The sequence below is a fragment of the Citricoccus zhacaiensis genome (assembly GCF_014645315.1).
Lineage (GTDB): Bacteria > Actinomycetota > Actinomycetes > Actinomycetales > Micrococcaceae > Citricoccus > Citricoccus zhacaiensis.
Genome location: NZ_BMLQ01000006.1, coordinates 187,135 through 211,861, shown reverse-complemented (window position 1 = coordinate 211,861; position 24,727 = coordinate 187,135). Strand labels below are relative to the sequence as shown.

The 24,727-nt window shown below is 68.9% G+C and carries 20 protein-coding genes; 19 read left to right on the top strand and 1 reads right to left on the bottom strand.

Annotation, left to right across the window (positions count from 1 at the left end; all coding sequences use genetic code 11):
- Window positions 1-36 precede the first annotated feature (36 nt).
- The 19 genes from IEX49_RS11560 (at window position 37) to nrdR (ending at window position 23,826) form a co-directional block, all read left to right on the top strand.
- The gene (locus IEX49_RS11560) at window positions 37-1,836 is read left to right on the top strand and encodes a peptidoglycan D,D-transpeptidase FtsI family protein (RefSeq protein ID WP_188806299.1); all 1,800 of its coding nucleotides are present in this window, start codon (window positions 37-39) and stop codon (window positions 1,834-1,836) included.
- A gap of 17 nt (window positions 1,837-1,853) precedes the next feature.
- Window positions 1,854-3,596, top strand: a complete 1,743-nt coding sequence (locus tag IEX49_RS11555) for a Mur ligase family protein (protein ID WP_188806298.1) — start codon at window positions 1,854-1,856, stop codon at window positions 3,594-3,596.
- On the top strand, window positions 3,593-5,119 hold the full coding sequence (locus IEX49_RS11550) for a UDP-N-acetylmuramoyl-tripeptide--D-alanyl-D-alanine ligase (protein ID WP_188806297.1): 1,527 nt from the start codon (window positions 3,593-3,595) through the stop codon (window positions 5,117-5,119). The genes IEX49_RS11555 and IEX49_RS11550 overlap by 4 nt, the downstream gene beginning before the upstream one ends.
- Entirely contained in the window at window positions 5,116-6,219 is a 1,104-nt protein-coding gene (gene mraY, locus IEX49_RS11545) for a phospho-N-acetylmuramoyl-pentapeptide-transferase (RefSeq protein WP_188806296.1), read from the top strand. The genes IEX49_RS11550 and mraY overlap by 4 nt, the downstream gene beginning before the upstream one ends.
- The gene (murD, locus tag IEX49_RS11540; protein ID WP_188806295.1) at window positions 6,201-7,769 is read left to right on the top strand and encodes a UDP-N-acetylmuramoyl-L-alanine--D-glutamate ligase; all 1,569 of its coding nucleotides are present in this window, start codon (window positions 6,201-6,203) and stop codon (window positions 7,767-7,769) included. Before mraY ends, murD begins: the two co-directional genes overlap by 19 nt.
- 11 nt (window positions 7,770-7,780) lie before the next feature.
- Window positions 7,781-9,061: a putative lipid II flippase FtsW gene (gene ftsW / locus IEX49_RS11535; protein ID WP_188806294.1), complete on the top strand. Its 1,281-nt coding sequence runs from the start codon at window positions 7,781-7,783 to the stop codon at window positions 9,059-9,061.
- A complete protein-coding gene (gene murG / locus IEX49_RS11530) occupies window positions 9,058-10,236 on the top strand; it encodes an undecaprenyldiphospho-muramoylpentapeptide beta-N-acetylglucosaminyltransferase (RefSeq protein WP_188806293.1) in 1,179 nt (392 codons plus the stop codon). The genes ftsW and murG overlap by 4 nt, the downstream gene beginning before the upstream one ends.
- A gap of 20 nt (window positions 10,237-10,256) precedes the next feature.
- Window positions 10,257-11,723 (top strand): UDP-N-acetylmuramate--L-alanine ligase, encoded by a 1,467-nt coding sequence (gene murC / locus IEX49_RS11525; protein WP_188806292.1) that lies wholly within the window; start codon window positions 10,257-10,259, stop codon window positions 11,721-11,723.
- Window positions 11,724-11,830: 107 nt separating this feature from the next.
- On the top strand, window positions 11,831-12,562 hold the full coding sequence (locus tag IEX49_RS11520) for a cell division protein FtsQ/DivIB (protein WP_229672581.1): 732 nt from the start codon (window positions 11,831-11,833) through the stop codon (window positions 12,560-12,562).
- A gap of 267 nt (window positions 12,563-12,829) precedes the next feature.
- Window positions 12,830-14,044: a cell division protein FtsZ gene (gene ftsZ, locus IEX49_RS11515; protein WP_188806290.1), complete on the top strand. Its 1,215-nt coding sequence runs from the start codon at window positions 12,830-12,832 to the stop codon at window positions 14,042-14,044.
- A 30-nt stretch (window positions 14,045-14,074) separates the two neighbouring features.
- Complete coding sequence (locus IEX49_RS11510) at window positions 14,075-15,112, top strand: purine nucleoside phosphorylase YfiH/LACC1 family protein (protein WP_229672579.1); 1,038 nt, start codon at window positions 14,075-14,077, stop codon at window positions 15,110-15,112.
- Between the two features lie 10 nt (window positions 15,113-15,122).
- Window positions 15,123-15,905, top strand: a complete 783-nt coding sequence (locus tag IEX49_RS11505; RefSeq protein ID WP_188806289.1) for a YggS family pyridoxal phosphate-dependent enzyme — start codon at window positions 15,123-15,125, stop codon at window positions 15,903-15,905.
- Between the two features lie 80 nt (window positions 15,906-15,985).
- Window positions 15,986-16,552, top strand: coding sequence for a cell division protein SepF (locus tag IEX49_RS11500; protein ID WP_188806288.1), 567 nt, complete (start codon window positions 15,986-15,988; stop codon window positions 16,550-16,552).
- Between the two features lie 55 nt (window positions 16,553-16,607).
- Window positions 16,608-16,910: a YggT family protein gene (locus IEX49_RS11495; RefSeq protein ID WP_188806287.1), complete on the top strand. Its 303-nt coding sequence runs from the start codon at window positions 16,608-16,610 to the stop codon at window positions 16,908-16,910.
- A 108-nt stretch (window positions 16,911-17,018) separates the two neighbouring features.
- On the top strand, window positions 17,019-17,774 hold the full coding sequence (locus IEX49_RS11490; RefSeq protein WP_188806286.1) for a DivIVA domain-containing protein: 756 nt from the start codon (window positions 17,019-17,021) through the stop codon (window positions 17,772-17,774).
- A gap of 158 nt (window positions 17,775-17,932) precedes the next feature.
- A complete protein-coding gene (gene lspA / locus IEX49_RS11485) occupies window positions 17,933-18,547 on the top strand; it encodes a signal peptidase II (RefSeq protein WP_373286727.1) in 615 nt (204 codons plus the stop codon).
- Window positions 18,531-19,493: an RluA family pseudouridine synthase gene (locus tag IEX49_RS11480; RefSeq protein WP_188806284.1), complete on the top strand. Its 963-nt coding sequence runs from the start codon at window positions 18,531-18,533 to the stop codon at window positions 19,491-19,493. Before lspA ends, IEX49_RS11480 begins: the two co-directional genes overlap by 17 nt.
- Window positions 19,494-19,593: 100 nt before the next feature.
- Window positions 19,594-23,196: a DNA polymerase III subunit alpha gene (dnaE, locus tag IEX49_RS11475; RefSeq protein ID WP_373286726.1), complete on the top strand. Its 3,603-nt coding sequence runs from the start codon at window positions 19,594-19,596 to the stop codon at window positions 23,194-23,196.
- A gap of 132 nt (window positions 23,197-23,328) precedes the next feature.
- Window positions 23,329-23,826: a transcriptional regulator NrdR gene (gene nrdR, locus IEX49_RS11470; RefSeq protein WP_188806283.1), complete on the top strand. Its 498-nt coding sequence runs from the start codon at window positions 23,329-23,331 to the stop codon at window positions 23,824-23,826.
- Between the two features lie 74 nt (window positions 23,827-23,900).
- On the opposite strand, the gene ppgK is transcribed toward nrdR, so the two are convergent.
- Window positions 23,901-24,722, bottom strand: a complete 822-nt coding sequence (gene ppgK, locus IEX49_RS11465; protein WP_188806282.1) for a polyphosphate--glucose phosphotransferase — start codon at window positions 24,720-24,722, stop codon at window positions 23,901-23,903.
- Window positions 24,723-24,727 lie beyond the last annotated feature (5 nt).

Sequence of the window (24,727 nt, the reverse complement as noted above, 5' to 3'; positions counted from 1 at the left end):
CACTGCACCCGACACCGGGCAGGAAGGACACCGTAGATGGCCAGGACTCCCGGAACCGGAACCGGCGCCACCGTGGACGCCAGCGGGCGTCGGTTGCGGCTCGGCATCCTCATCGCCCTGTCCCTGCTCGTGGTGCTGGCGCTGCGGTTGGTGATCATCCAGGGTGTGGACGCATCGGGCCATGCCTCCGAGGCGATGAAGGAGCGGCTGCGCTCCGTCTCGATCACACCGGAACGCGGCTCCATCCTTGACTCCCAGGGCCGTGTGCTCGCCGCCTCGGTGGACCGCTACGACCTCGTGGCAGACCAGCGGCTCGTCAGGGACTACCGCAAGTGGAACAATGACACCAACGCCATGGAGGACGTGGCCCTGGAGGACTCCCTGGAGGAGCTCTCCGGCATCCTCGACGTGGACGCCGCAGAACTGCGCGAGCGGATGGTGGGTGACCGTCCCTACAAGGTCGTCATGAAGGGCATCACGCCGGAGGTCAAGGAACAGGCCATGGAGATCGGCATCCCCGGCCTCCTGGCCGAACCGGTGTCCGAGCGCTCCTACCCGAACGGCTCCGTGGCAGGATCCATCCTCGGTTTCCTCGGGGGAGACGGCGCCCCGCTGGAGGGCCTCGAGTTGAGCCAGGACGAGCACCTCTCGGGCACCGAGGGCAAGCGGACCTACGAGATCGCCGCGGACGGCGTGCGCATCCCCAATGCGGAGTTCTCCGAGACCCCCGCCGTGGACGGCCAGGATGTGAGGCTGACCATCGATCAGGACGTGCAATGGTTCGCCCAGGAGGCGATCGCCCGGAAGACCGAGTCCTACAACGCCGACTGGGGCAACATCACCGTGATGAACGCGAAGACCGGCGAGATCGTGGCGATGGCCGACTCCACCACGGTGGACCCCTCGGATCCCTCGGCCACGGACAGCCTGTTCTGGCGGCCGACGTCCCTGACCCAGTCCTATGAACCTGGCTCCACCGGCAAGATCTCCACCTTCGCCACGGCGCTCGAGGAAGGCGGCGTCTCTCCCCTGGACACGTGGACGGTTCCGAACAAGCAGGAGTTCGACGGCCAGGTCATCAACGACTCCATGCCGCACGACACCTATGACATGACCACGGCGGGCATCTTCACCCGGTCCTACAACACGGGCACCGTGCAGGTCGCGCAGACCGTCGACGACCAGGTCCGCTACGACTACCTGAAGCAGCTCGGCGTCGGAGACCACATCGACATCGGTCTGCCCGGCAGCAACCAGGGCATCCTGGTGGAACCCTCCGAGTGGGACGGCCGCCAGCGGTTCACCACCATGTTCGGCCAGGGCTACACCCAGACCACGCTGCACCTCGCGCAGATCCTGCAGGCGGTCGCGAACGGCGGGGTGGAGAAGAAGGCCCAGCTGATCGACGCCTACATCGACGCCGACGGTTCGGAGAACGTCCTCCCCGAGGACGAGGGCACCCGGATCTACTCTGAGGAGACCTCCGAGGAGATGCTGCGCCTGATGGAGGGCGTCGTCGAACTGGGCACTGCCGGCCCGGCCCAGATCCCCGGATACCGCGTGGGTGGCAAGACCGGCACCGGCGAGGCCGCCGGCGTGGGCGGCTACAACGGCTACACCACCTCCTTCGCCGGCGTGGCCCCCCTCGACGATCCGCAGTTCGTCGTGGCGATCTCCGTGTACCGTCCGCAGGGCGACTGGAAGACGTGGCAGGTGGAGGACACCGCCGCCGAGGTGCTGTCCTACCTGCTGACCAAGTACAACGTGCCACCCAGCGACCAGGAACCGCAGAATTACGACGTCTTCCCCGAAGACCCACAGAAGCGTCCCTGGTAGGAGGGGACTGCCAGACCATGACCTCACCCCTGACTGCCGCCGAGCAGGATGCTGCCTTCCGCCCGGACCACACGGACCCGCTGGATTGGAACGACCTCATCGAGGCCCTCAACCGCTCCGGCCTGCCCGTCGACCTCTCCGGCGTGGAAAGCGGACTGCCCGGACAACCCGGCCCCGCCGGAATCGCGATGGACTCCCGTGCGGTGCGTACCGGCGACCTCTACGTGGGCGTGCCCGGTGCCAACCGCCACGGCGCAGAGTTCGCCGCTGCCGTCGTCGCAGCCGGGGCGGCCGGACTCCTCACGGACCGGGAAGGGGCGGAGCTGGCCGGTGACCTGCCCGCCGGCACCCCGGTGCTGGTGGTGCGGAACGTGCGCGACGCCGTCGGGCCGGCTGCCGCCGCCATCTACCGGAATGCGGGGGTGGGCCCGCGGATGTACGGGATCACCGGGACGAACGGCAAGACGACCACGAGCTACTTCCTCACCTCGCTGCTGGAGGCGTGGGGTGAGACGACCGGCCTGATCGGAACCATCGAGATCCGCGCCGGCCGACGCACGGTCCCCAGTACCCTGACCACGCCAGAATCCACCCAGCTGCACGCGCTGATGGCGATGATGCGCCAGGAACAGGTCAGTTCGGCCGCCATGGAGGTCTCCTCCCACGCCATCAGCTACCGACGGGTGGCGGGCCTGCATTTCGCGGTCGCCGGGTTCACCAACCTCACCCAGGACCACCTGGACCTGCACGGCTCCATGGAGGAGTACTTCGCCGCGAAGGCGGGCCTCTTCGACGCCCGACGGACCGGCCGTGCCGTCATCACCCTGGACGGGGGCCCCGATGCCCCGGACCGTGACGGCACCACCTGGGGGACCAGGATGGCCGCTGCCGCCGGCTGCCCCATCGCGACCCTGTCCCTGGGGCCCGCGGCCGACCACGGGGGCACACCGCTGACGGGCGCGGACTGGACCGTCTCGTCCCTGGAGGCCATCGGCCTCGGGTACCGGTTCACCCTGCTCCATGCCGCCAGCGGCCGCAGTGTCACCGCCTCCACCGGGCTGCCCGGCCGCTTCAACGTGGCCAATGCCGCACTGGCCGCCGTCATGGTCTTCGAATCCCTGCCGGGCACCGAGTGGGATGCCGTGGCCCGCGTGCTGGACGTGCCGGTGGGCCAGGGACCCTTCGCCACGGCCGTGCCCGGGCGCATGGAAGTCGTCGGCCAGTCCCCGGACGGCATCGTCGACTTCGCCCACAACCCGGACGGGATGGTGCGTGCCCTGGAGTCGGTCCGGGACGCCCGCCAGGCGTCCGGCAACACCACGGGTCGCACGATCCTCGTCTTTGGCGCCACGGGGGATCGGGACCGCGCCAAGCGGCCGGTGATGGGTCGCATCGCGGCTGAGTGGGCCGACGTCGTGATCGTCACCGATGACGACGCCCACACCGAGGAGCCAGCGGGTATTCGGTCCGAGGTGCTCACCGGCGTGCGGGAAGCGGCCCGTCAGGCTGCCGGCACGGGGCGTCGGGTCGAGATCCACGAGGCCTCGCCGCGCCAGGACGCCATCGAGCTGGCCGTGTCCTTGGCCACACCGGCCGACACGGTGCTGCTGGCCGGCCGCGGCCATGAAACCGTCCAGGACATGGACGGTGTGGTCGTGGCGCTGGACGACCGGGTGGAACTGCGGGCCGCCCTGGCACGGCACGGCTTCGGCCCCTCATCGGATTCTCATGGGCGCGGACGTAAAGTTGACGGGTCATGATCGAACTCACCGCAACCGCCGTCGCCGAGGCCACGGGAGGCACCCTCACTGCCTCCGTACCGCCCGGTGCCGTAGTCGACTCCGCCACCACCGATTCCCGGGAGGCCGCCGCCGGGACTCTGTTCATCGCCAAGCCCGGTGAGCACGCCGACGGGCATGACTTCATCCCGGCAGCCCGCGATGCCGGGGCCACCCTCATCCTGGCGGAGCGTCAGACCACGGATGCCGAGGGTCGGCCGGATCCCGCAGTCATCGTGGACGACGTGGTGCTGGCCATGGGCCGCCTGGCCACGCACATCGTGCAGCGGATCCGTGAGCATTCGCCGACCACGGTCATCGGCATCACCGGCTCGGCCGGGAAGACCACCACCAAGGACCTGCTGGCCACCATCCTGGCGACAGCAGGGCCCACGGTGGCACCGCAGAACTCCTACAACGGTGAGGTCGGCGTGCCGCTCACCGTGTTCCGAGCCGCCCTGGACACCCGCTACCTCGTGATCGAGATGGGTGCTGACGAGGTCGGCAACATCAAGTACCTCTCCTCCATGGTCCAGCCGGACATCGGGGTCGTCCTGATGGTCGGTTCCGCCCACGCCGGCAAGTTCGGCGGGGTCGAGAACATCGCCCGGACCAAGGGCGAGCTGGTCGAGTCCCTGCCGTCCAACGGTTTTGCCGTCCTCAACCGGGACGATGCCCGCGTGGCCGCGATGGCCACCCGCACCCGGGGACGCGTGGTCTGGTTCTCCGTGGAGGACGGCTCCTTCCCGCTGGTGGACGCGGACCTCGAAGCGGATATTGCCGCCTTCTCCGCGCTGGCCGACTCCCTCACGACGAATGCCGACGAACGGCCCGAGTTCGACCTGCGGCTCGGTGCGGGCACCCGCGCCGAGCCCCACCGGGTGGCCTCCGGCCTCATCGGGCGGCACCACGCCTCCAATATCGCCGCGGCCGCGGCGGCCGCGGCGGCCGCCGGCCTGTCGGCGGAGGTCATCGCGGCGGCGCTCAACGGCGCCGGCCCCACGAGCCGCCGTCGGATGGAGCGCACCGACCGTCCGGACGGCATCACCGTCATCAACGACGCCTACAACGCCAACCCGGAGTCCATGCGGGCAGCCCTGCAGACCCTCGCCATGATGGGCCGGTCCACGGGGCGGCGCACCTGGGCGGTGCTGGGGGAGATGCTCGAGCTGGGCGACGCCCGCATCCGCGAGCACACCGCGATCGGCACCGCTGTCGTCCGGCTCAACATCAATCAGCTCCTGGTCGTCGGCCGAGGCGCCCGTCCGCTCTACACCTCCGCGGTGAACGAGGGGTCGTGGGGTGACGAGGTCGACTTCGCTGAAGACCTCGATGCTGCCGAAGCACTGCTGGCAGGCAAGCTGGCCCCGGGTGACATCGTCTTGTTCAAGTCCTCGAACGGCGCGGGCCTGGGCGACCTGGGCGATCGGCTCGCACATGGTCCGGTCAGTCCGGGCCCCATGGATGTCCCGACCATCGGGGACCGGAAGGAGCAGAGCCAGTGATAGGCCTGTTGATCGGTGCCCTCCTGGGGCTCGTGCTGACACTCATCGGCACGCCGTTGTTCATCAAGTTCCTCGTCCGCCAGGGGTACGGTCAGTTCGTCCGTGATGACGGTCCCACCTCGCACGCGACCAAGCGCGGCACGCCGACCATGGGCGGGGCGGTCTTCGTGCTCGCCACCGTGCTCGCGTACTTCCTGACCCACTGGATCATGTCCGGTCTGCAGTTGGAGAACGCCGGTGTCACGGCCTCGGCCATGATCCTGTTGCTGCTCATGGTCGGGATGGGCTTCGTGGGCTTCCTCGACGACTTCACCAAGATCTCCAACCAGCGCTCGCTCGGTCTGACCCCCTGGGCGAAGATCGTCCTGCAGGCCGTCGTCGGCGTCACGTTCGCCGTGCTGGCCCTGAACTTCCCCAACGAGCGCGGGCTGACCCCCGCCTCGACCGCCATCTCCTTCGTCCGGGACCTGCCGATCGACCTGGCCTTCGCCGGTCCGGTCCTCGGCGTGATCCTCTTCGTGGTCTGGTCCAACCTCATCACCACGGCCACCACCAACGCCGTGAATCTGACGGACGGACTGGACGGACTGGCCACCGGCGCCACCGCCATGATCACCGCCGCCTACATGCTGATCACCCTGTTCCAGGCGAATCAGTCGTGCGGGGGCAGCGGTGAGGGGCCCGGTTGCTACGAGGTGCGCGATTCCATGGACCTGGCGGTATTGGCCTCCATCCTCACTGGTGCCCTGATCGGGTTCCTGTGGTGGAACACCGCGCCGGCCAAGATCTTCATGGGGGACACCGGCTCGCTCGCCCTGGGCGGCGCCCTCGCCGGCTTCGCCATCATGTCCCGGACCGAACTCCTGGTGGTCATCCTGGCCGGACTCATGGTCCTCATCACCCTCTCGGTGATCATCCAGGTCGGCTACTTCAAGCTCTCCGGCGGCAAGCGCGTGTTCTTGATGGCACCGCTGCAACACCACTTCGAGCTCAAGGGCTGGGCCGAGGTCACCGTGGTCATCCGGTTCTGGATCATCGGCCTGCTCTGCGTGGCCGTCGGCATCGCCCTGTTCTACGGCGAATGGGTGCTGTCCCAGTGAGCCCGGTGAACCCAGTGACCGAGGAGTCCCGAACTGACCCCTCCGACCGCCTGGCCACCCTGACGAGCTGGGATGCCGAGTGGGCCGGCCTGCGCGTCGTCGTCACCGGGCTGGGCCTGTCCGGATTCTCCGCGGCGGACACCCTGGCCGAGCTCGGCGCCCACGTGGTGGTCGTGGACGGCCAGGACAGCCTGGAACACCGCGCCAAGGCGGACACCCTGAAGATCGTCGGCGTGCAGGACGTGCTGTTGGGGGACCGGCACACGGCCGTGCTGCCCGACGTCGGAGGGCTGGCTCCCGAGCTCGTCGTCACGTCCCCGGGATGGCGACCCGACCAACCTGTCCTGGCGGCCGCCGCCGCGGCGGACATTCCCATCTGGGGAGACGTCGAGTTGGCCTGGCGGGTCCGCGAACGGGCCGGGCGCAAGACCGCGGACTGGCTGGTCGTCACCGGGACCAACGGCAAGACCACCACGGTCGGCATGGTCGAGTCCATGCTGCTGGCTGCCGGACAGCGGGCCATCGCGTGCGGCAATGTCGGCACACCCATCCTCGACGCGATCCGTGACCCCGAGGGCTGGGACACCATCGCCGTGGAACTCTCCAGCTTCCAGCTGCACTGGACCCATCACATCGAGCCTGCCGCCTCAGCGGTGCTCAACCTCGCCGAGGACCATGTCGACTGGCACGGCTCCTTCGAGGCCTACTGTGCGGACAAGGCCAAGATCTACGAGCACACCCGACTCGCCTGCCTGTTCAACGAGGAGCAGCCCTTGACCATGCGCATGGTCGAGGAGGCGGACGTCCAGGACGGCTGCCGGGCCATCTCCTTCACCACCGACACCCCGGGGCGGTCCATGCTCGGCGTGGTGGACGGTCTCCTCGTGGACCGCGCCTTCCTGGCGGACCGGGCCACTCGGGCCCTGGAGCTCGGCCAGCTGCAGGACCTCGGACGGATCGCCCCGCAGCATCAGGTCGCCAATGCCCTGGCAGCGGCCGGACTGGTCCGCGCCATCGGGGTGCCACCCGAGGCGGTCCGTGACGGGCTGCGTGCCTACCGGCCCGGCGAGCACCGGATCCAGCTGGTGGCCCAGGCCGATGACGTGCTGTGGATCAACGACTCCAAGGCCACCAACCCGCATGCTGCCGATGCGTCACTGGCGGCGTTCACGGACGTGGTGTGGATCGCCGGCGGCCTGCCCAAGGGTGTGAGTTATGACGAACTCGTCACCCGCCATGTCGGCCGGCTTCGCGCCGTCGTGCTCATCGGCGCCGACCCGGGCGAACTCGCCGGGGCGTTGCGGCGACACGCGCCGGACATCCCGGTTCTCTCCACCGCCGTGCGGGACACTGGAACAGACCCCTCGGACGGCCATCAGGCCATGGCCGCAGCGGTCCGTGAAGCCAACGCGGTGGCCCGGCCCGGGGACGTCGTCTTGATGGCGCCGGCAGCGGCGTCCATGGACCAGTTCGAATCCTACGCAGACCGAGGAAACGCCTTTATCGACGCCGTCGCCCGCCTCATGGAAGCCAAGGGGCTGGGCAGCTAAGGAGCCCTTGCATGGTGACCACACCCCACGCGCCCGTGTGGCGTCGGGCCTGGGGATTCCTCGAAGGCCAGGGCTCCAGCCGCACGTCGTACTTCCTGATCCTGGGTTGCGCCGCGGCCTTGACCGTCATCGGCCTGGTGATGGTGCTCTCGTCCTCCTCAGTCGAGAACATCGGGGAGACCTCTGGATCCTATGACCTGTTCATCCGGCAGGCGATCTTCGCCGTGGTCGGATTCGTGGGCCTGTTCGTCCTCTCCCGGCTGGGCACCGACCGGCTGCGGTCCCTGGGCTGGCCCGCCATCCTGCTGGCGATCTTCCTGCTGGCGCTGGTGCTGACACCGCTCGGCCACGAGGTCAACGGCAACCAGAACTGGCTGAAGATCGGCTCGTTCACGGCCCAGCCCTCGGAGGCCGCCAAGCTGGCCCTGGCCCTGTGGGCGGCCGTGGTCCTCGAGCGAAAGGCCAAGCTGGTCGGCCAGCTGAAGCACTCGATCGTGCCGGTCATCTTCCCGGTGGGGGCCATCCTGCTGGGCCTGATCATGTACGGCCGGGACCTCGGCACGGCCATGGTGATCATGATGATCATGGCCGCCGTCCTGTTCCTGGCCGGCACCAAGCTGCGTTACTTCCTCATCGCCGGCGGCATCGGTGCGCTGGGGGCCGTGGTCATGGCCCTGACCTCGGCCAACCGTGCCGTGCGCATCCAAGCCTGGCTGGGCAACTGCGAGTTCCCCACGGAGCCCTGCTACCAGCCGGACCACGGCATGTACGCCCTCGCCTCCGGCGGCTGGTGGGGGGTCGGACTGGGCCAGTCCCGCCAGAAGTGGAGCTACATCCCGGAAGCGGAGAACGACTTCATCTTCACCATCCTCGGGGAGGAGCTCGGATTGGCCGGGACCCTGCTCGTGATCGGGCTGTTCGCCGGTCTGGCCATCGGCCTGTTCCGGGTGGCGCGCCGCTCGACCTCCCTCTTCGTCCGCATCTGCACCGGCGGCATCCTCATCTGGATCGTCGGCCAGGCCTTCATCAACATCGCCATGGTCACCGGGCTGCTGCCGGTGATCGGCGTCCCCCTGCCCTTCATCTCCTATGGCGGCTCCGCGCTCACCTTCGTCCTGGCCGGCATCGGCGTGGTGCTCGCCTTCGCCCGCGAGCAGCGCCAGGAGGAAGAGGAGGCAGCGGCAGCGGCAGCGGATGCTTCCAACACCGCAACCACCGCCGCCTCCGGAACCCCCGCACCGCCCACACCCCCTGTCGGCGCTGCCCGCGCCTGGAAGAAGGCCCGATCATGACCGAACCGCTCCGCGTCGTCCTGGCGGGCGGCGGGACCGCTGGGCACGTCAGCCCCATGCTGGCGATCGCGCGCGCCCTCGAGGAGACGCACACCGCAGGTGCGGACGTGACGCCGGCCGGTGACACGGGGAATCCCGGCGTGCACTGCACCATGGTCGGGACCACCTCGGGCCTGGAGACCCGGCTGGTGCCGGGCGCCGGCTACGAACTGGACACCATCGACCGGGTGCCGCTGCCCCGCCGGCCCACCATGGACCTCGTGCGGTTGCCCCTGCGCCTGCGTCGGGCCGTCACGCAGGCCGGAGAGATTCTGGACCGCCGCCGTGCGGACGTGGTGGTCGGGGTGGGCGGATACGTCTCCACCCCCGTCTACCTGGCCGCGGTCCGCCGGGGCGTGCCGCTGGTCATCCACGAGGCCAATGTCCGTGCCGGACTGGCGAACAAGGTCGGCGCCCGCAAGGCCGCCGTCGTGGCCACGGCCTTCCCGGAGACCGTCCTGCCTCGGGCGCAGTGCGTCGGCATGCCGATGCGCCGGGAGATCTCCACGCTGGACCGGGACGCGTCACGGGCGCCGGCGAGACGGGCACTCGGCCTGGACCCCGAGCTCGCCACGGTGGTGGTGACCGGGGGATCCTCCGGCGCCCTCAACGTCAATCGGACGATCGCCGCCGCGTTGCCCGACCTCTCCGCCGTCGGCCTCCAGGTGCTCCACCTGACCGGGCGGGACAAGCAGGTCCTGGGCGAGGACGGGACCCCGGTCACCGCCGCGGGCTACCACCAGCGTGAGTACCTCGACGGGATGGAACAGGCCTACGCGGCCGCGGACCTCATCGTCGCGCGGGCCGGCTCGGGCACCGTGCACGAACTCGCCGCCGTGGGCCTGCCCTCCGTCCTCGTCCCCCTACCCATCGGCAACGGGGAGCAGGCCCTCAACGCCCGTGGGCTCGTGACGTCCGGCGGAGCCCTGATGGTCCGGGATGAGGCGTTCACCGCTGACTGGGTCCGGCGTGAACTCATCCCGCTCACCCAGGACCCCGCACGGTTGGCTGCCATGTCCGCCGCGGCCCAGGCCCGGGGTATCCGTGACGCCGATCGCACCATGGCGAAACTCGTCCTGTCCGCCGGCCGGGCCCCGACCTCTTCCTCCAGCAACCACCCGGGAGACGCCTCGTGAACCCCCCGTCAGCCCCATCGATGCCCCCTGCCCTGGCCGAGCTGGGACGGGTCCACTTCCTCGGCCTCGGCGGGGTCGGCGTCTCCGGCATTGCCCGGATCATGCAGCAGCTCGGCGTCGAGATCTCGGGAACGGATGCCAAGGACCTCCCGGTCATGCGGGAACTGGAGACGGCCGGAGCCACCGTCTTCGTGGGCTACGACGCCACGCATCTCGACCGCCTCGCCCAGGACCGCGGGGGAGCGGTGGGCACCGTCATCGCCTCCTCCATCGCCGGCCCGGGCAATCCCGAGTACGACGCCGCCGTGGACCGAGGGATCCCGGTGCTCCACCGCTCCGAGGGTTTGGCCGCGGCCATGTCCGGCCACCGGGTCCTGGCCGTGGCCGGCACCCACGGTAAGACCACCACCTCATCCATGGCCGCCATGGCCTTCTCCGACGCCGGTGCGGACCCCACCTTCGCGGTCGGGGCCGCCGTGGCCGGCCTGGGCACCAATGCCAGAGCCGGCGGGGGCGAGTGGTTCATCGCCGAGGCCGACGAATCGGACGGCACCCTGCTGAACTACCGCCCGGAGATCGCCATCCTGACCAATGTGGAGGCCGACCACCTCGACTTCTACGGCTCGGTGGAGGCCGTCACCGAGGTGTTCCGGGATTTCATCCGGCTCCTGCCGCCCGAGGGCGTCCTGGTGGCCTGCGCGGACGACGCCGGCGCGCGAGAGGCCGCGGAATGGGCGCGCACCGAAGCCGTCGACGGCCGTCCTGCGCCCAGGGTGGTCACCTATGGGTCGGACCCCGCCCGGGCTGACGACCTGGTGCTGGTGAACAGTGAACTGGCTGAGCTGTCCGGTGGCACCGGACAGCGGCTCACGTACCGGTGGGTGGATGGAAGGACGACGGCCCTGACCCTGGCCGTGCCCGGGCGGCACAACGCGCTCAATGCTGCAGCGGTACTCCTGTCCGCCCGGCACGCCGGCTTGGACGTTGGTGCCGCGGCACGCGGGCTCGAGGCCTTCCGGGGCACGGCTCGTCGATTCGAGTATCGCGGCGAGGCCGCCGGAGTCCGGGTCTTCGACGACTATGCCCACCATCCGACCGAGGTGGCTGCCGCCATCGCCGCCGGACGGACCGTGGCCGGCGGGAACCGCGTCCATGTGCTCTTCCAGCCCCACCTGTTCTCGCGCACCCGCGACTTCGCGGAGGGCTTCGCCGCGGCGCTCTCGGCGGCGGACGGGGTCCGTGTGCTGCCGGTCTACCCGGCGCGGGAGGAGCCGATCGACGGGGTCGACTCCTCGCTCATCGCCGGTCGGGTCCGCACGGAACTGCCGGGGTCGACGACCGTGCCCGCGGACGCGCCGGCCGCCGTCGCCGCCCTGGTCTCCGCGGCACAGCCCGGTGACGTCATCCTCACCATGGGAGCCGGGGACGTCACGGCCCAGGGCGGTGCGGTGCTGGCGGCCCTGGCGGAGCAGGCGGGACGCGCGTGACGGACGAGCGGACCACAGGCAACAGGTCGGCCACGTCGGGCTCGTCTGCATCTGCCGCTACTTCGATTTCTTCTGTCTCTGAGGACACCGCCCAGCCCGCGGACAATGTGGTCGAGTTCCCGGAGACGCAGGGCCAGGCCCGCAGGCGGCACCGACGGGTGTGGTTGATCGGCGGAGCCGGTGCCCTGGTGCTGTTGGGCATCCTCGGCGCGGTGCTGTATTTCTCCCCGGTGCTGGCCATCCAGCAGATCAAGGTCACGGGGACGGACCTCCTGGAGCAGAGCCGCGCGGAGGAGCTGCTGGAGCCGGTCATCGGAGAGCCGCTGCCGCAGGTCGGCCAGCGGACCGTTGAGGACCTCCTGGCCGGGGAACCGGCCGTAGACGCGGTCCGGGTCCATGCCGAGCCACCCAACTCGTTGTCGGTGGAGATCGTGGAGCACCAACCGGTGGCCATGGTCCCGGAGGGGGAGAGCCACGTCCTGTTCTCAGCGAGCGGGGAGGCCCTGGCCACCCTGTCCGGGGAGCGGGCCTCCACCTACCAGCTGCCCAGCGTGTCCAGCGCGGAGGATGTCAGCGATCCCGAGGTCTTCGACGCGATCACCTCGGTCCTGGGCACGCTGCCTGAGCCGATCCGCGCCCGCATGGAGTCCGCCTCCGCGGAGACCGTGGACTCGGTCACCCTCCAGCTGACGGACGGCAGGACGGTCCTCTGGGGCAACGCGGACAAGGGGGCCCGGAAGGCCCAGGTCCTCGAGGCCCTCTTGAACGTTCCCGAGGACGAGGAGGCGCCGATCCGGGAGTTCGACGTCTCCACGCCGAACCGGCCGGTGACCCGGTGACGTCCGCTGGTCAGCGCTTGCGCCGCTGCCGGCACGGGCGCCGCGGCCGGGATTCGGTACCGGCAGGGCACGCCACGGCGACACACCGGAGGCGGGTCTTTGCACGAACGCCGCCAGCACCATAACGTTTCAACCAGAAGACAGGTTGACATAACAATAACCTTCAACCTGAACGTTAAGCCAACCTGAGTGGCCGGGACGCGCGCTGGGCGTCACCGTCACCACCGGGTACCAAGACAGACAGACACCGAGCAAGGGACAAATACCGTGGCAGCACCGCAGAACTACCTGGCCGTCATCAAGGTCGTCGGCATCGGCGGCGCCGGCGTGAACGCCGTCAACCGCATGATCGATGTCGGACTCCGCGGCGTGGAGTTCATCGCCATCAACACGGACGCCCAGGCGCTGCTCATGAGTGATGCCGACGTGAAGCTGGACGTGGGCCGCGAGCTCACCCGCGGCCTTGGCGCCGGCGCCAACCCCGAGGTCGGCCGCCAGGCAGCCGAGGACCACGCCGAGGAGATCGAGGAGGTCCTGCGCGGCGCGGACATGGTGTTCGTGACCGCAGGCGAGGGCGGCGGCACCGGCACCGGCGGTGCTCCCGTCGTGGCCCGCATCGCCCGCTCGCTCGGCGCCCTGACGATCGGCGTCGTCACCCGCCCGTTCACCTTCGAGGGCCGCCGCCGCGCCACCTCTGCGGAGAGCGGCATCGATGCCCTGCGGGACGAGGTCGACACTCTCATCGTCATCCCGAACGACCGGCTGCTGTCCATCTCGGACCGCAACGTCTCCGTGCTGGACGCCTTCAAGTCCGCGGACCAGGTCCTGCTGTCCGGTGTCCAGGGCATCACGGACCTGATCACCACTCCGGGCCTGATCAACCTCGACTTCGCGGACGTGAAGTCCGTCATGCAGGGCGCCGGCTCCGCCCTCATGGGCATCGGGTCGGCGCAGGGTGAGGATCGCGCCGTCAAGGCGGCCGAGCTGGCCATCGCCTCCCCGCTGCTGGAGGCCTCGATCGACGGCGCGCACGGCGTGCTGCTGTCCATCCAGGGCGGTTCGGACCTGGGCCTGTTCGAGATCAACGAGGCGGCCCGCCTGGTCCAGGAGGTCGCCCACCCGGAGGCGAACATCATCTTCGGCGCCGTCATCGACGACGCGCTGGGCGACGAGGCCCGCATCACCGTCATCGCCGCCGGCTTCGACCAGGTCGACGCCACCTCCGCGCCGTCCGGCGGCTTCAACACCGGCACCAAGCCCCAGGGCCAGCAGTCCGGGCTGCCGGCACAGAACGGTGCGGCGCAGGTGCCGCACCAGCCCGTTCCGAATCAGCCCGTCCCGGCCGCCCAGGAGGCCGCGCCGAAGGCTGAGACCTCCGGCTACAAGGCCGAGCCTGCCCAGCAGGACCTGCCGACCGTCGTCGAGCCGGACCTGTCCGGTGCCGGCCGTGACGATCTCGATGTCCCCGACTTCCTGAAGTAGTCAGCGGGCGACGATCGTGCCAGAGGCATCGTGACCGACGTCCGGCGACCGGCCGGGGCCTTGACGGCCCCGGCCGCTCCGTTCCTGTTCCGGGCCCACCCCGGGCCCGGCCTCGAGGTGGCCTTCACCAGCGTCGACGCCGGCAATCTCGCCTTCCATGTCAGCGGTGTCGTCGGTGTCAGCGGTACGCCTGCAGCGGGTAGGACCAGCAGCAAGGGCGGCGACGGTGCCGGGGACGACGCCAACGGTGCAGGGGACCCACGCGAGCGGGTCAAGGCGTCCCGCCGCGGAATCGAGGCGGCCTTGGGTATCCCGCCCGGACGCACCGAATATCTCACGCAGGTGCACTCGGCGCGGGTGGTTCCGGCTGCCGGCCGCGGCTGGGGCGAATCGCCCGCCGCGGAGGAAGCCGACGCCCTCGTCAGCCCGACCGGCCGGGATCCGCTGGCCATCATGGTGGCGGACTGCCTGCCCGTGGTGTTCGCGTCCCGCCGCTCCGTGGAAGCGACCGCGGCCGTGGGCAGGGACGGCCGTGCCCGGGTGTCCGGGCCAGGGGCTGGCGGCACGGGACCTCTGACCGGCCCGACAGCGGTCGCGCATGCAGGCCGACGGGGCCTGCTCGACGGCATCCTGCAGAACACGGTGGAGAGGATGCGGCGCGAGGGCTCCGGCCACGAGCCGGGAGACATCCAGGCCTGGATCGGTCCGGCCATCTGCGGCCGGTGTTACGAGGTTCCCGAGCAGATGCGCCGGGACGGTACCGCTCAGATCCCCGCCACCCACTCCACGACCACGTGGGGGGCTCCGGCACTGGACCTGCCGGCCGGGGCCCAGGCCGTCCTGGAATCGCTCGGGGTGACGGTACACCGCAGCCCGGTCTGCACCCGCGAGGATTCGCGACTCTTCTCGCATCGACGTGATCCCGGCCGAGGACGGTTCATCGGGCTGGTATGGCGGCGCGAAGAAGGGCAGGGCACCAGCCCTCGTGAAGGCAGTGAAGGCAGTGAAGGCAACGAAGGCAACGAAGGCAGTCAAGGCAGTCAAGGCAGTCAAGGCAGCGAAGGATGAGTTCACCGGTATGACGGACACGGATCACCCGCAGGACGAGCGCACAGCGGAACTGGGGCGAAGCCTGGCTGCGGTGCACCGCCGGATCGCCGCGGCGGTCGAGGCGGCCGGCCGGCAGGACTCCCCGGACCTGGTGGTCGTCACCAAATTCCATCCGGCTGCCGACGTGCGGAGACTGTACGCCTGCGGCGTGCGCCACGTGGGCGAGAATCGTGACCAGGAGGCCAGAGGCAAAGCCGCCGAGGTCGCCGACCTGGCCGAGGCCGGGCTCGAATGGCACTTCATCGGTCAGCTGCAGTCGAACAAGGCCAAGTACGTGGTGCGCTACGCCTCGGCGGTGCATTCAGTGGACCGGGTCTCCCTCGTGGAGGCCCTCTCCTCGGCGATGGACCGGGAGCAGGGGCGACGACGTGAGACGGGGGAGTCGATGCGCCCGCCGATGGACTGCCTGATCCAGGTGGACCTGGACGACCGGGCCGCCACGGACCGTCCCCCGGGAATCGGGTCACGGGGTGGTGCTCATCCGGACGAGGTGTCCGGGTTGGCGGCCGCGATCTCCCAGGCGGAGGGACTGAGGCTCCGTGGTGTCATGGCGGTGGCACCCGTGGGGCTGGACCCCGCGCCGGCCTTCCAACTCCTCCGGCAGATCTCCGGAGCGGTGTCGTCAGCCCATCCGGAGGCCACCTGGATCTCGGCCGGCATGAGCCAGGACCTGGAACAGGCCGTGGCGGCCGGAGCGACACACCTTCGGATCGGCACTGATGTCCTCGGGCCGCGCCCCGACGTGGGTTAACCTCGAAGATGTCTGCTTCGACGGCGGACGACGCAGGGCCCGGAGCAGGCCGGGCGGATTCCACACGGTGAGGATGTTCGATGGCTGGTGCATTGAAGAAGACCATGATCTACCTCGGGCTCGCCGATGGCGAGGAGCAGTACGAGGAAGAGCAGCGGGCGGCCGAACAGCCCCGCCGGCAGGAGCGGGCCGAGCGCCACGCCGCCGTCGAGCCCGCTGAGCCGGCCGACGACTGGGAGGACGAGGTCCGGGAGGACCGTCCCCAGCCCATGCGTGCGGCCCATCCTCAGCCGGCCGAGCGTGAGTACCGCGCACCCGTCACCCCCATCAAGCGGGCCGCCCAGTCCCGGGAAGAGGCCTCTGCCGTGCGACAGATCACCACCGTGCACCCGCGTTCCTACAACGACGCCAAGCTCATCGGCGAGTCCTTCCGCGGAGGTATCCCGGTCATCATGAATGTGACGGACATGAGCGAGGCCGATGCCAAGCGCCTGGTGGACTTCTCCGCCGGCCTGGTGTTCGGCCTGCACGGCTCGATCGAGCGCGTCACCAACAAGGTGTTCCTGCTGACGCCGTCCACCGTTCAGGTCCTGGGCGAGGACTCCTCGGAGACCGAAGACCAGGCCCACTTCTTCAACCAGAGCTGACACCGCACCGGCAGGGCTTCCCTGCCGGGACCATGACGGTGTGGAATAGGCTGCCGTGACCCTGATCTTCTCCCTTCTCTACCTTGTCCTGGCACTGGTTCAGTTCCTGCTGCTGATCCGGATCGTCTTCGACGTGGTGCAGTCCTTCGCGCGCTCCTGGCGGCCGAAGGGCATCCTGTTGATGATCGCCTCCACCGTGTACACCGTCACCGACCCGCCCCTGCGCTGGCTCCGCTCCAAGATTCCGCCGGTGAATCTCGGCGGAATCGGCATCGACGTGGCGTTCCTGATCCTCTTCGTCGTCGTCGTCCTGCTGAAGTCCATCGTCGCTGCCCTTGCCGTGGGCACGTTGGGCTGATGGTAGCCTGAAGAACAGTGTGGCCTCGGCATGCGGACCTGCATGCGGGTGGCCACAAGAAGACCGTTGCCCCTTGAGGGCAGACCATTTACGTATTGGGGTGACCACATGGCTCTGACGCCGGAAGATGTTGTCAACAAGCGGTTCCAGCCGACGAAATTTCGGGAAGGCTACGACCAGGACGAGGTTGACGACTTCCTGGACGAGATCGTGGTCGAACTGCGCCGTCTGAACCAAGAGAACGACGAGCTGCGCCGCAAGGTGTCGGACCTGCAGTCCGGCGGGAGCGGCGAGTCCGCTGTTCCGGCTCCGGTGTCGGCTGAGGCCGCCGAGGACCAGGACACCCAGGTCAAGGCCGCTGCGGCCCCGGAGGCTGCTGAGTCCACGGACACCACCGAGTCCGGCCAGGCCGAGGACACCCCGGCGGCAACCCGAGCCACCCCGGCCGCTGGCACCGCTGTCCCGGCTGCCGTCTCTGAGCCCACCGTCTCTGAGCCCGCCCCTGCCACCTCCGCCACACCCGTCGCCGGCGCGCCGGAATCCACGGCCACGTCCGCCGCTGGCGTGCTGGCCATGGCTCAGAAGCTCCATGACGACTACGTGGCCGAGGGACAGGCCAAGCGCGAGGAGATCATCCAGGAGGCCCAGACCGAGGCCAACGGGCTGGTCAATGATGCCCAGGAGAAGTCCCGCAAGACGCTGGCCGACCTCGAGGAGAAGAAGTCGGTGCTGGAGCGCAAGGTGGAACAGCTCAAGGGCTTCGAGCGCGACTACCGCGCCCGCCTGAAGGCCTACATCGAGGGCCAGCTCCGCGACCTGCAGAACCAGGGACCGATCCAGGACGAGGCCACCGCCTCGAACTGACCCCGCGACCCGGCCTGCCGGGCCGGACGCGAGTCGACCCCACTGACACAGATCCGGGCCGGCCATGGTGGACCACCATGGCCGGCCCGCTTCTGTTCCCGACCACCCTTCCTGTCCGGCACAGGACAGCACCAGACTGCACCGAAGGACGCCACCGCGTGACCGAGATCGAGCCCAGCCGCCCCGCCGGTCCAGAGGACACCACCGCAACGGCCCAGAAACGTCATCGTGCGTGGATCGCCGTCCTGGTGTTCGCCGTGGGATACGTCTTCGACCAGCTCACCAAGCGCTGGGTCGAGAGCACCATGACCGAAGGGCAGGTCACCGACGTCCTGGCTCCATTGCTCCGGTGGCACTTCATCCGCAATCCGGGTGCCGCGTTCTCCATCGGCGAGGAGCACACCTGGATCTTCACCATCATCCAGTCCGCGGTGGCCGTCTTCGTGGTGGTGCTGCTGTTCCGGGTCCGCTCGACCCTGTGGGCCGTGGCCCTGGGTGGACTGCTGGGTGGAGTGCTGGGCAACCTGACCGACCGCCTGTTCAGGCCGCCGGGCTTCGGTGTGGGACACGTGGTCGACTTCATCGCCTTGCCGAACTTCGCCATCTTCAACATCGCGGACTCATTGATCGTCTGCTCCATGATCGGCATCGTCCTGCTGATGTTCAGGGGACTGCAGCTCGACGGCACCCGCGAGGCGCCTGAGCGGGGCGGTGGCGCGGGGACAGCCGAGGCCGGTAACGCCACCGGGCAGGGCCGTGACGCGGACTCCTGAACCCGGCGAGGCCGTCGTCGTCCCCCAGGAACACGAGGTGGGCCGGAGGGTGGACGCGGTCCTGGCCGCGGCCCTCGGGATCTCGCGGACGAAGGCGGCGTCCTGGTGCGCGGCCGGCCTCGTGACCGAACGTGCTGCCGGGACGCCGGGTCCGGCACGGGCCGTGCAGAAGTCCGCCAGAGTCGCGGCCGGCACCGAACTCCTGGTGGACATCCCGGAGGAACTGAACCCGCTCGATGTGAAGGTGGAGATCGTGGAGGACCTGAGAATCCTGGCGGACGACCCGGACTACGTGGTGGTGGACAAGCCCGTCGGCGTGGCCGCCCACCCGTCCCCGGGCTGGGTGGGCCCCACCGTGGTCGGGGGACTGGCCGGGGCCGGCTACCGCATCTCGACGTCAGGCGCCCCGGAACGCCAGGGGATCGTGCACCGGCTGGACGTGGGCACCTCGGGGATCATGGTGGTGGCCAAGTCCGAGCGCGCCTACACCGTGCTCAAAGACGCCTTCCGCGACCGCACCCCGGAGAAGACCTACCACGCGGTGGTACAGGGACTGCCGGATCCCCTGAACGGGACCATCGACGCCCCGATCGGCCGGCACCCCGGTCACGATTGGAAGTTCGCCGTGCTCGAGGGTGGCCGGGACTCCATCACCCGGTACCAGACCCTCGAGGCCTTCGGCCGGGCGACCCTGGTGGAGGTCAAGCTCGAGACCGGGCGGACGCACCAGATCCGGGTGCACTTCTCGGCGTTGCGCCACCCCTGTGCAGGGGATCTGACCTACGGCGCCGATCCACGGTTGGCAGCCGAGTTGGGGCTGACGCGGCAGTGGCTGCATGCCCAGCGGCTCGGGTTCTCTCATCCGGTGACCGGGGAGTGGATGGACTACGAGAGCCCCTACCCGGAGGACCTCGTCTATGCCTTGGGCGTGTTGCGCGGGGAGTAACTAATCTGGATGATCGACGCGATCAGCAGGACCACCATGATCGACGCTGTCGGCACGAACGGCGGCAGGTAGCAAGCAGGGCAGTAGGGAAGTGCGGAGCATGACGGCCACCACGGATATGGCACAGGAAGCAGCTGCGACGAAGAAGGACGGCGGGTTCACCCACCTCCACGTCCACACCGAGTACTCGATGCTGGACGGCGCGGCCAAGCTCAGCGAGCTCTTCGACGAGACGAAGCGGCTGGGCATGGACTCAATCGCCATCACCGACCACGGCTACCTCTTCGGGGCCTTCGACTTCTGGAAGAAGGCCACCGACGCCGGCGTCAAGCCGATCATCGGGCTGGAGGCCTACCTGACCCCCGGACAGCTGCACCGCTCGGACAAGACGAAGGTCCGGTGGGGTGAGCAGCATCAGCGCGGGGACGACGTCTCCGGTGGTGGCGCCATCACGCACATGACCCTGCTGTCCAAGAACAACAAGGGCATGCACAACCTGTTCCGGGCCGGCTCGATCGCCTCCCTGGACTCGGTCTACGCGAAATGGCCGCGTATCGACCGGGAACTGCTCTCCACCTACTCCGAAGGCCTGATCGGCACCACCGGCTGCCCCTCGGGCGAGATCCAGACGCGGCTGCGGCTGGGCCAGTACAACGAGGCGCGTGAGGCCGCCGCCGAGTTCCAGGACATCTTCGGCCGGGAGAACTTCTACTGCGAACTGATGATGCACGGCCTGGACATCGAGAAGCGGGTCATCAAGGACCTGCTCAAGCTGTCCAAGGACCTGCAGATCCCGCTCGTGGCGTCCAACGACCTGCACTACACGCACGAGCACGACGCCAAGCCCCACGAGGCACTGCTGGCCATCCAGTCCGGGTCCAACCTGCTCGAGCCCACCTATGACCAGGGCGGGTCCCGCTTCGCGCTGTCCGGCACCGAGTACTACGTGAAGTCCCCGCGGCAGATGCGGGACCTGTTCTCCGAGTTCCCGGAGGCCTGTGACAACACGCTGCTCATCGCCGAACAGTGCGAGGTCTCCTTCGACACCGAGGCGAACTACATGCCGAAGTTCCCCTGCCCGCCGGGGGAGGACGAGACCACGTGGCTGACGAAGGAGGTCGCCACCGGGCTGAAGTACCGTTACCCCAACGGCGTCCCCTCCCACGTGCGCAAGCAGGCCGACTACGAGCTGGACGTCATCCTCTCGATGGGCTTCCCGGGATACTTCCTCGTGGTGGCCGACTTCATCAACTGGGCCAAGAACAACGGCATCCGCGTGGGGCCGGGACGTGGCTCCGGCGCCGGCTCGATGGTCGCCTACGCGTTGAAGATCACCGAGCTCGATCCCCTGGAGCACGGGTTGATCTTCGAGCGCTTCCTCAACCCGGACCGCGTGTCCATGCCGGACTTCGACGTCGACTTCGATGACCGCCGCCGCTCCGAGGTGATCGACTACGTCACCGAGAAGTACGGCGACGAGCGCGTCTCCATGATCGTCACCTACGGCACCATCAAGACGAAGCAGGCCCTCAAGGACTCGGCCCGCGTGATGGGCTTCCCCTTCTCCATGGGTGAGTCCCTGACCAAGGCGCTGCCGCCGGCCGTCATGGCCAAGGACATCCCGCTGAAGGACATCGAGGACAAGAAGTCGCAGCGGTACGGCGAGGCCGGTGAGTTCCGCGAACTCGTCGCCACGGACCCGGACGCGGCCAAGGTCTTCGAGACGGCCAAGGGCGTCGAGGGGCTGAAGCGGCAATGGGGTGTGCACGCCGCCGGCGTGATCATGTCCTCCGAGCCGATCATCGACGTCATCCCGATCATGCGCCGCCTGCAGGACGGCCAGGTGATCACCCAGTTCGACTACCCCACCGCGGAGGGCCTGGGGCTGATCAAGATGGACTTCCTCGGCCTGAGGAACCTGACGATCATCTCGGACGCGATCGAGAACATCCAGATGAACCAGGACTTCACCCTGGACCTGGAATCCCTGACGTTCGACGACAAGGCGTCCTACGAGCTGCTGGCCCGGGGGGACACCCTGGGCGTGTTCCAGCTCGACGGCGGCCCCATGCGATCGCTGCTAAAGATGATGAAGCCGGACAACTTCGAGGACATCTCGGCCACCATCGCGCTGTACCGCCCGGGACCCATGGGCGCGAACTCGCACACCAACTACGCCCTGCGCAAGAACGGGCAGCAGGAGATCACCCCGATCCACCCCGAGCTGGAGGAGCCTCTCAAGGACATCCTCGACACGACCTACGGCCTGATCGTGTACCAGGAGCAGGTCATGGCCATCGCGCAGAAGGTCGCCGGGTACTCGCTCGGCCAGGCGGACATCCTGCGCCGCGCGATGGGCAAGAAGAAGAAGTCGGAGCTGGACAAGCAGTACGTCGGGTTCCATCAGGGCATGGTCGACCGCGGCTACTCCGAGGCCGCCGTCAAGGCCTTGTGGGACATCCTGCTGCCGTTCTCCGACTACGCCTTCAACAAGGCGCACTCGGCCGCCTACGGGCTGGTCTCCTACTGGACCGCCTACCTGAAGGCCCACTACCCGGCCGAGTACATGGCCGCCCTGCTCACCTCCGTGGGTGATGACAAGGACAAGATGGCGATGTACCTCAACGAGTGCCGGCACATGGGCATCTCGGTGCTCCCGCCGGACGTCAACGAGTCCAGCCTCTACTTCACCTCCGTCGGCAAGGACATCCGCTTCGGCATGGGCGCGGTGCGCAACGTGGGTGCCAACGCCGTGGCCGGGATCGTCGCCGCCCGCGAGGAGAAGGGGAAATTCACCTCGTTCCAGGACTTCTTCAAGAAGGTCCCGGCCGTCGTGTGCAACAAGCGCACCATCGAGTCCCTCATCAAGGCCGGCGGATTCGACTCGCTCGGCTACGCCCGCCGGGCCCTGCTGGCGGTGCACGAGGAGGCCACGGACGGAGCCGTGGCGCAGAAGCGCCAGGAGGCCAACAACCAGTTCGACTTCTTCTCCCTGCTGGAGGACGAGGGGGGAGACGTCGGTGACGCCGGGTTCGGGATCGAGGTCCCGGACATGCCGGAGTGGGACAAGAACGACAAGCTCACCTTCGAGCGCGAGATGCTCGGCCTCTACGTCTCCGACCACCCCCTGCAGGGGCTGGACGGCGTGCTCGCCCAGCATGCGGACATCTCCATCACGCACATCCTGTCCGACGACGGCCCGTCCGACGGCGCGATGGTCACCATCGCCGGGCTCATCACGAGCCTCGAGCGGCGCATCGCCAAGAGTTCGGGCAACGCCTACGCGCGCACGGAGATCGAGGACCTGGGCGCCTCGATGGACGTCATGTTCTTCGGCAAGGCCTATGCGCCGATCGCCACGATGCTGGCCCAGGACCTCGTGGTGGCCGTCAAGGGCCGCGTGCAGCGGCGTGATGACGGGTCGATCTCCCTGAGCGCCCAGGAGCTGACCATCCCGGACCTCTCGGACGGCCACTCCGGTCCGGTCTCATTGACCATGCCCGGTTTCAAGGCCAATGAGACCGTGGTCTCCGCCCTGGGGGACGTGCTCAAGACCCACCCGGGGACCACCGAGGTCCGGCTCAAGCTGACGGGGGCGCGCACCATGGAGGTCATGCAGCTCGGCGCCGACTTCCGGGTCAGCCCGAATCCGGCTCTCTTCGGAGACCTCAAGGTGCTGCTGGGGCCGGCCTGCCTCGAATAGGGAACGGAGAGTCAGTCCCATCCGTGGTGTCGCTCCTCGGAGAACACCACTACATCTGGTAATGACACGGTTGTTATTCAGTGGGTCGTCCGACTATGATGGAGTGGTCCACCGCCGGAGGAAGGGGAAGTCATGCACTGTCCCTTCTGCCGTCATGAGGACTCCCGTGTGGTGGACTCCCGCTCGTTGGATGACGGCTCGGCCATCCGCCGGCGCCGGCAATGCCAGTCCTGCGGGAAGCGTTTCACCACCATGGAGACCACGGCCCTGACGGTGGTCAAGCGGTCCGGGGTGGCCGAACCCTTCGACCGCTCCAAGATCATCAACGGTGTCCGCAAGGCCTGCCAGGGCCGTCCGGTCACCAGCGACGACCTGGCCATGCTGGCGCAGGAGGTCGAGGAGACCATCCGGGCCACGGGCAACGCCGAGGTGGACGCCCACGAGGTGGGGCTCGCCATCCTGGAGCCGTTGCGCCGCCTGGACCAGGTGGCCTACCTCCGGTTCGCGTCCGTGTACCAGGACTTCGACTCGCTGGACGACTTCGCCCGCGCCGTCGAGGACCTGCGGTCCGCTGGCACGGCGTCGGACACCGTCACCCCGGCTCTGCAGCCGCGGTTGTTCACCCGCTGACGCGGAAGGCCCCACGGGGCGATGAGACTGCCGATGGCGGCTCCGGAGGGGAAGCCGGAGCCGCCATCGGCCACTCAGCCTGAAACCTTCGGCAGGTTCTCGAGCGCCCACAGCGCGGTACCCACGATGCCGGCATTGTTCTTGAGCGTCGCGGGGACGATCGGCGTGCGCAGGGTCAGGTGGGGCAGGTAGTCGTCAGGGCGCTTGGAGATGCCGCCGCCCACGATGATGAGGTCCGGGTAGAAGATGCCCTCCACATAGGAGAAGTAGCGCTGGAGCCGTTCGGCGTACTCCGGCCAGTCGATCCCGTCCCGTTCGCGTGCCGCGGCGGAGGCCCGGGTCTCGGCCATGATGCCGTCCAGCTCGATCGTGCCCAGTTCGAGGTTGGGGACGAGCCCGCCGTCGCGGAACAGGCCCGACCCGATGCCGGTGCCGAGCGTGATGACGAGCACCGTGCCCTGCACGCCCCGGCCCGCGCCGAACCGGACCTCGGCGAGCCCGGCCGCGTCGGCGTCGTTCAGGGTTCTCACGGGCCGCTTCAGGCGCTCGGAGAACAGGCCGTCCACATCGGTGCCGATCCAGGAGGGATCGATGTTCGTGGCCGTGCGGCAGATCCCGTCCTGGATGACCGCCGGGAAGTCCACTCCCACGGGGAACCCCGGTGCCGGCGCGCCGTCCCGGGCGTCCAGCTCCGTGGTGATCTGGGCCAGGACGTCGGCGACGGCCTCCGGGCTGGCCGGCTGCGGCGTCGGGATCCGGAAGCGGTCCCCGAGCAGGCGGCCGGACTTCTTGCCCTGACCGAGCTGGACGATGCCGCCCTTCATGCCGGTGCCGCCGATGTCGATGCCGAGGGCGGTGTGCGAGCCGTGGGAGGGGCCGGTGGACTTCTTCGCCATGCTGC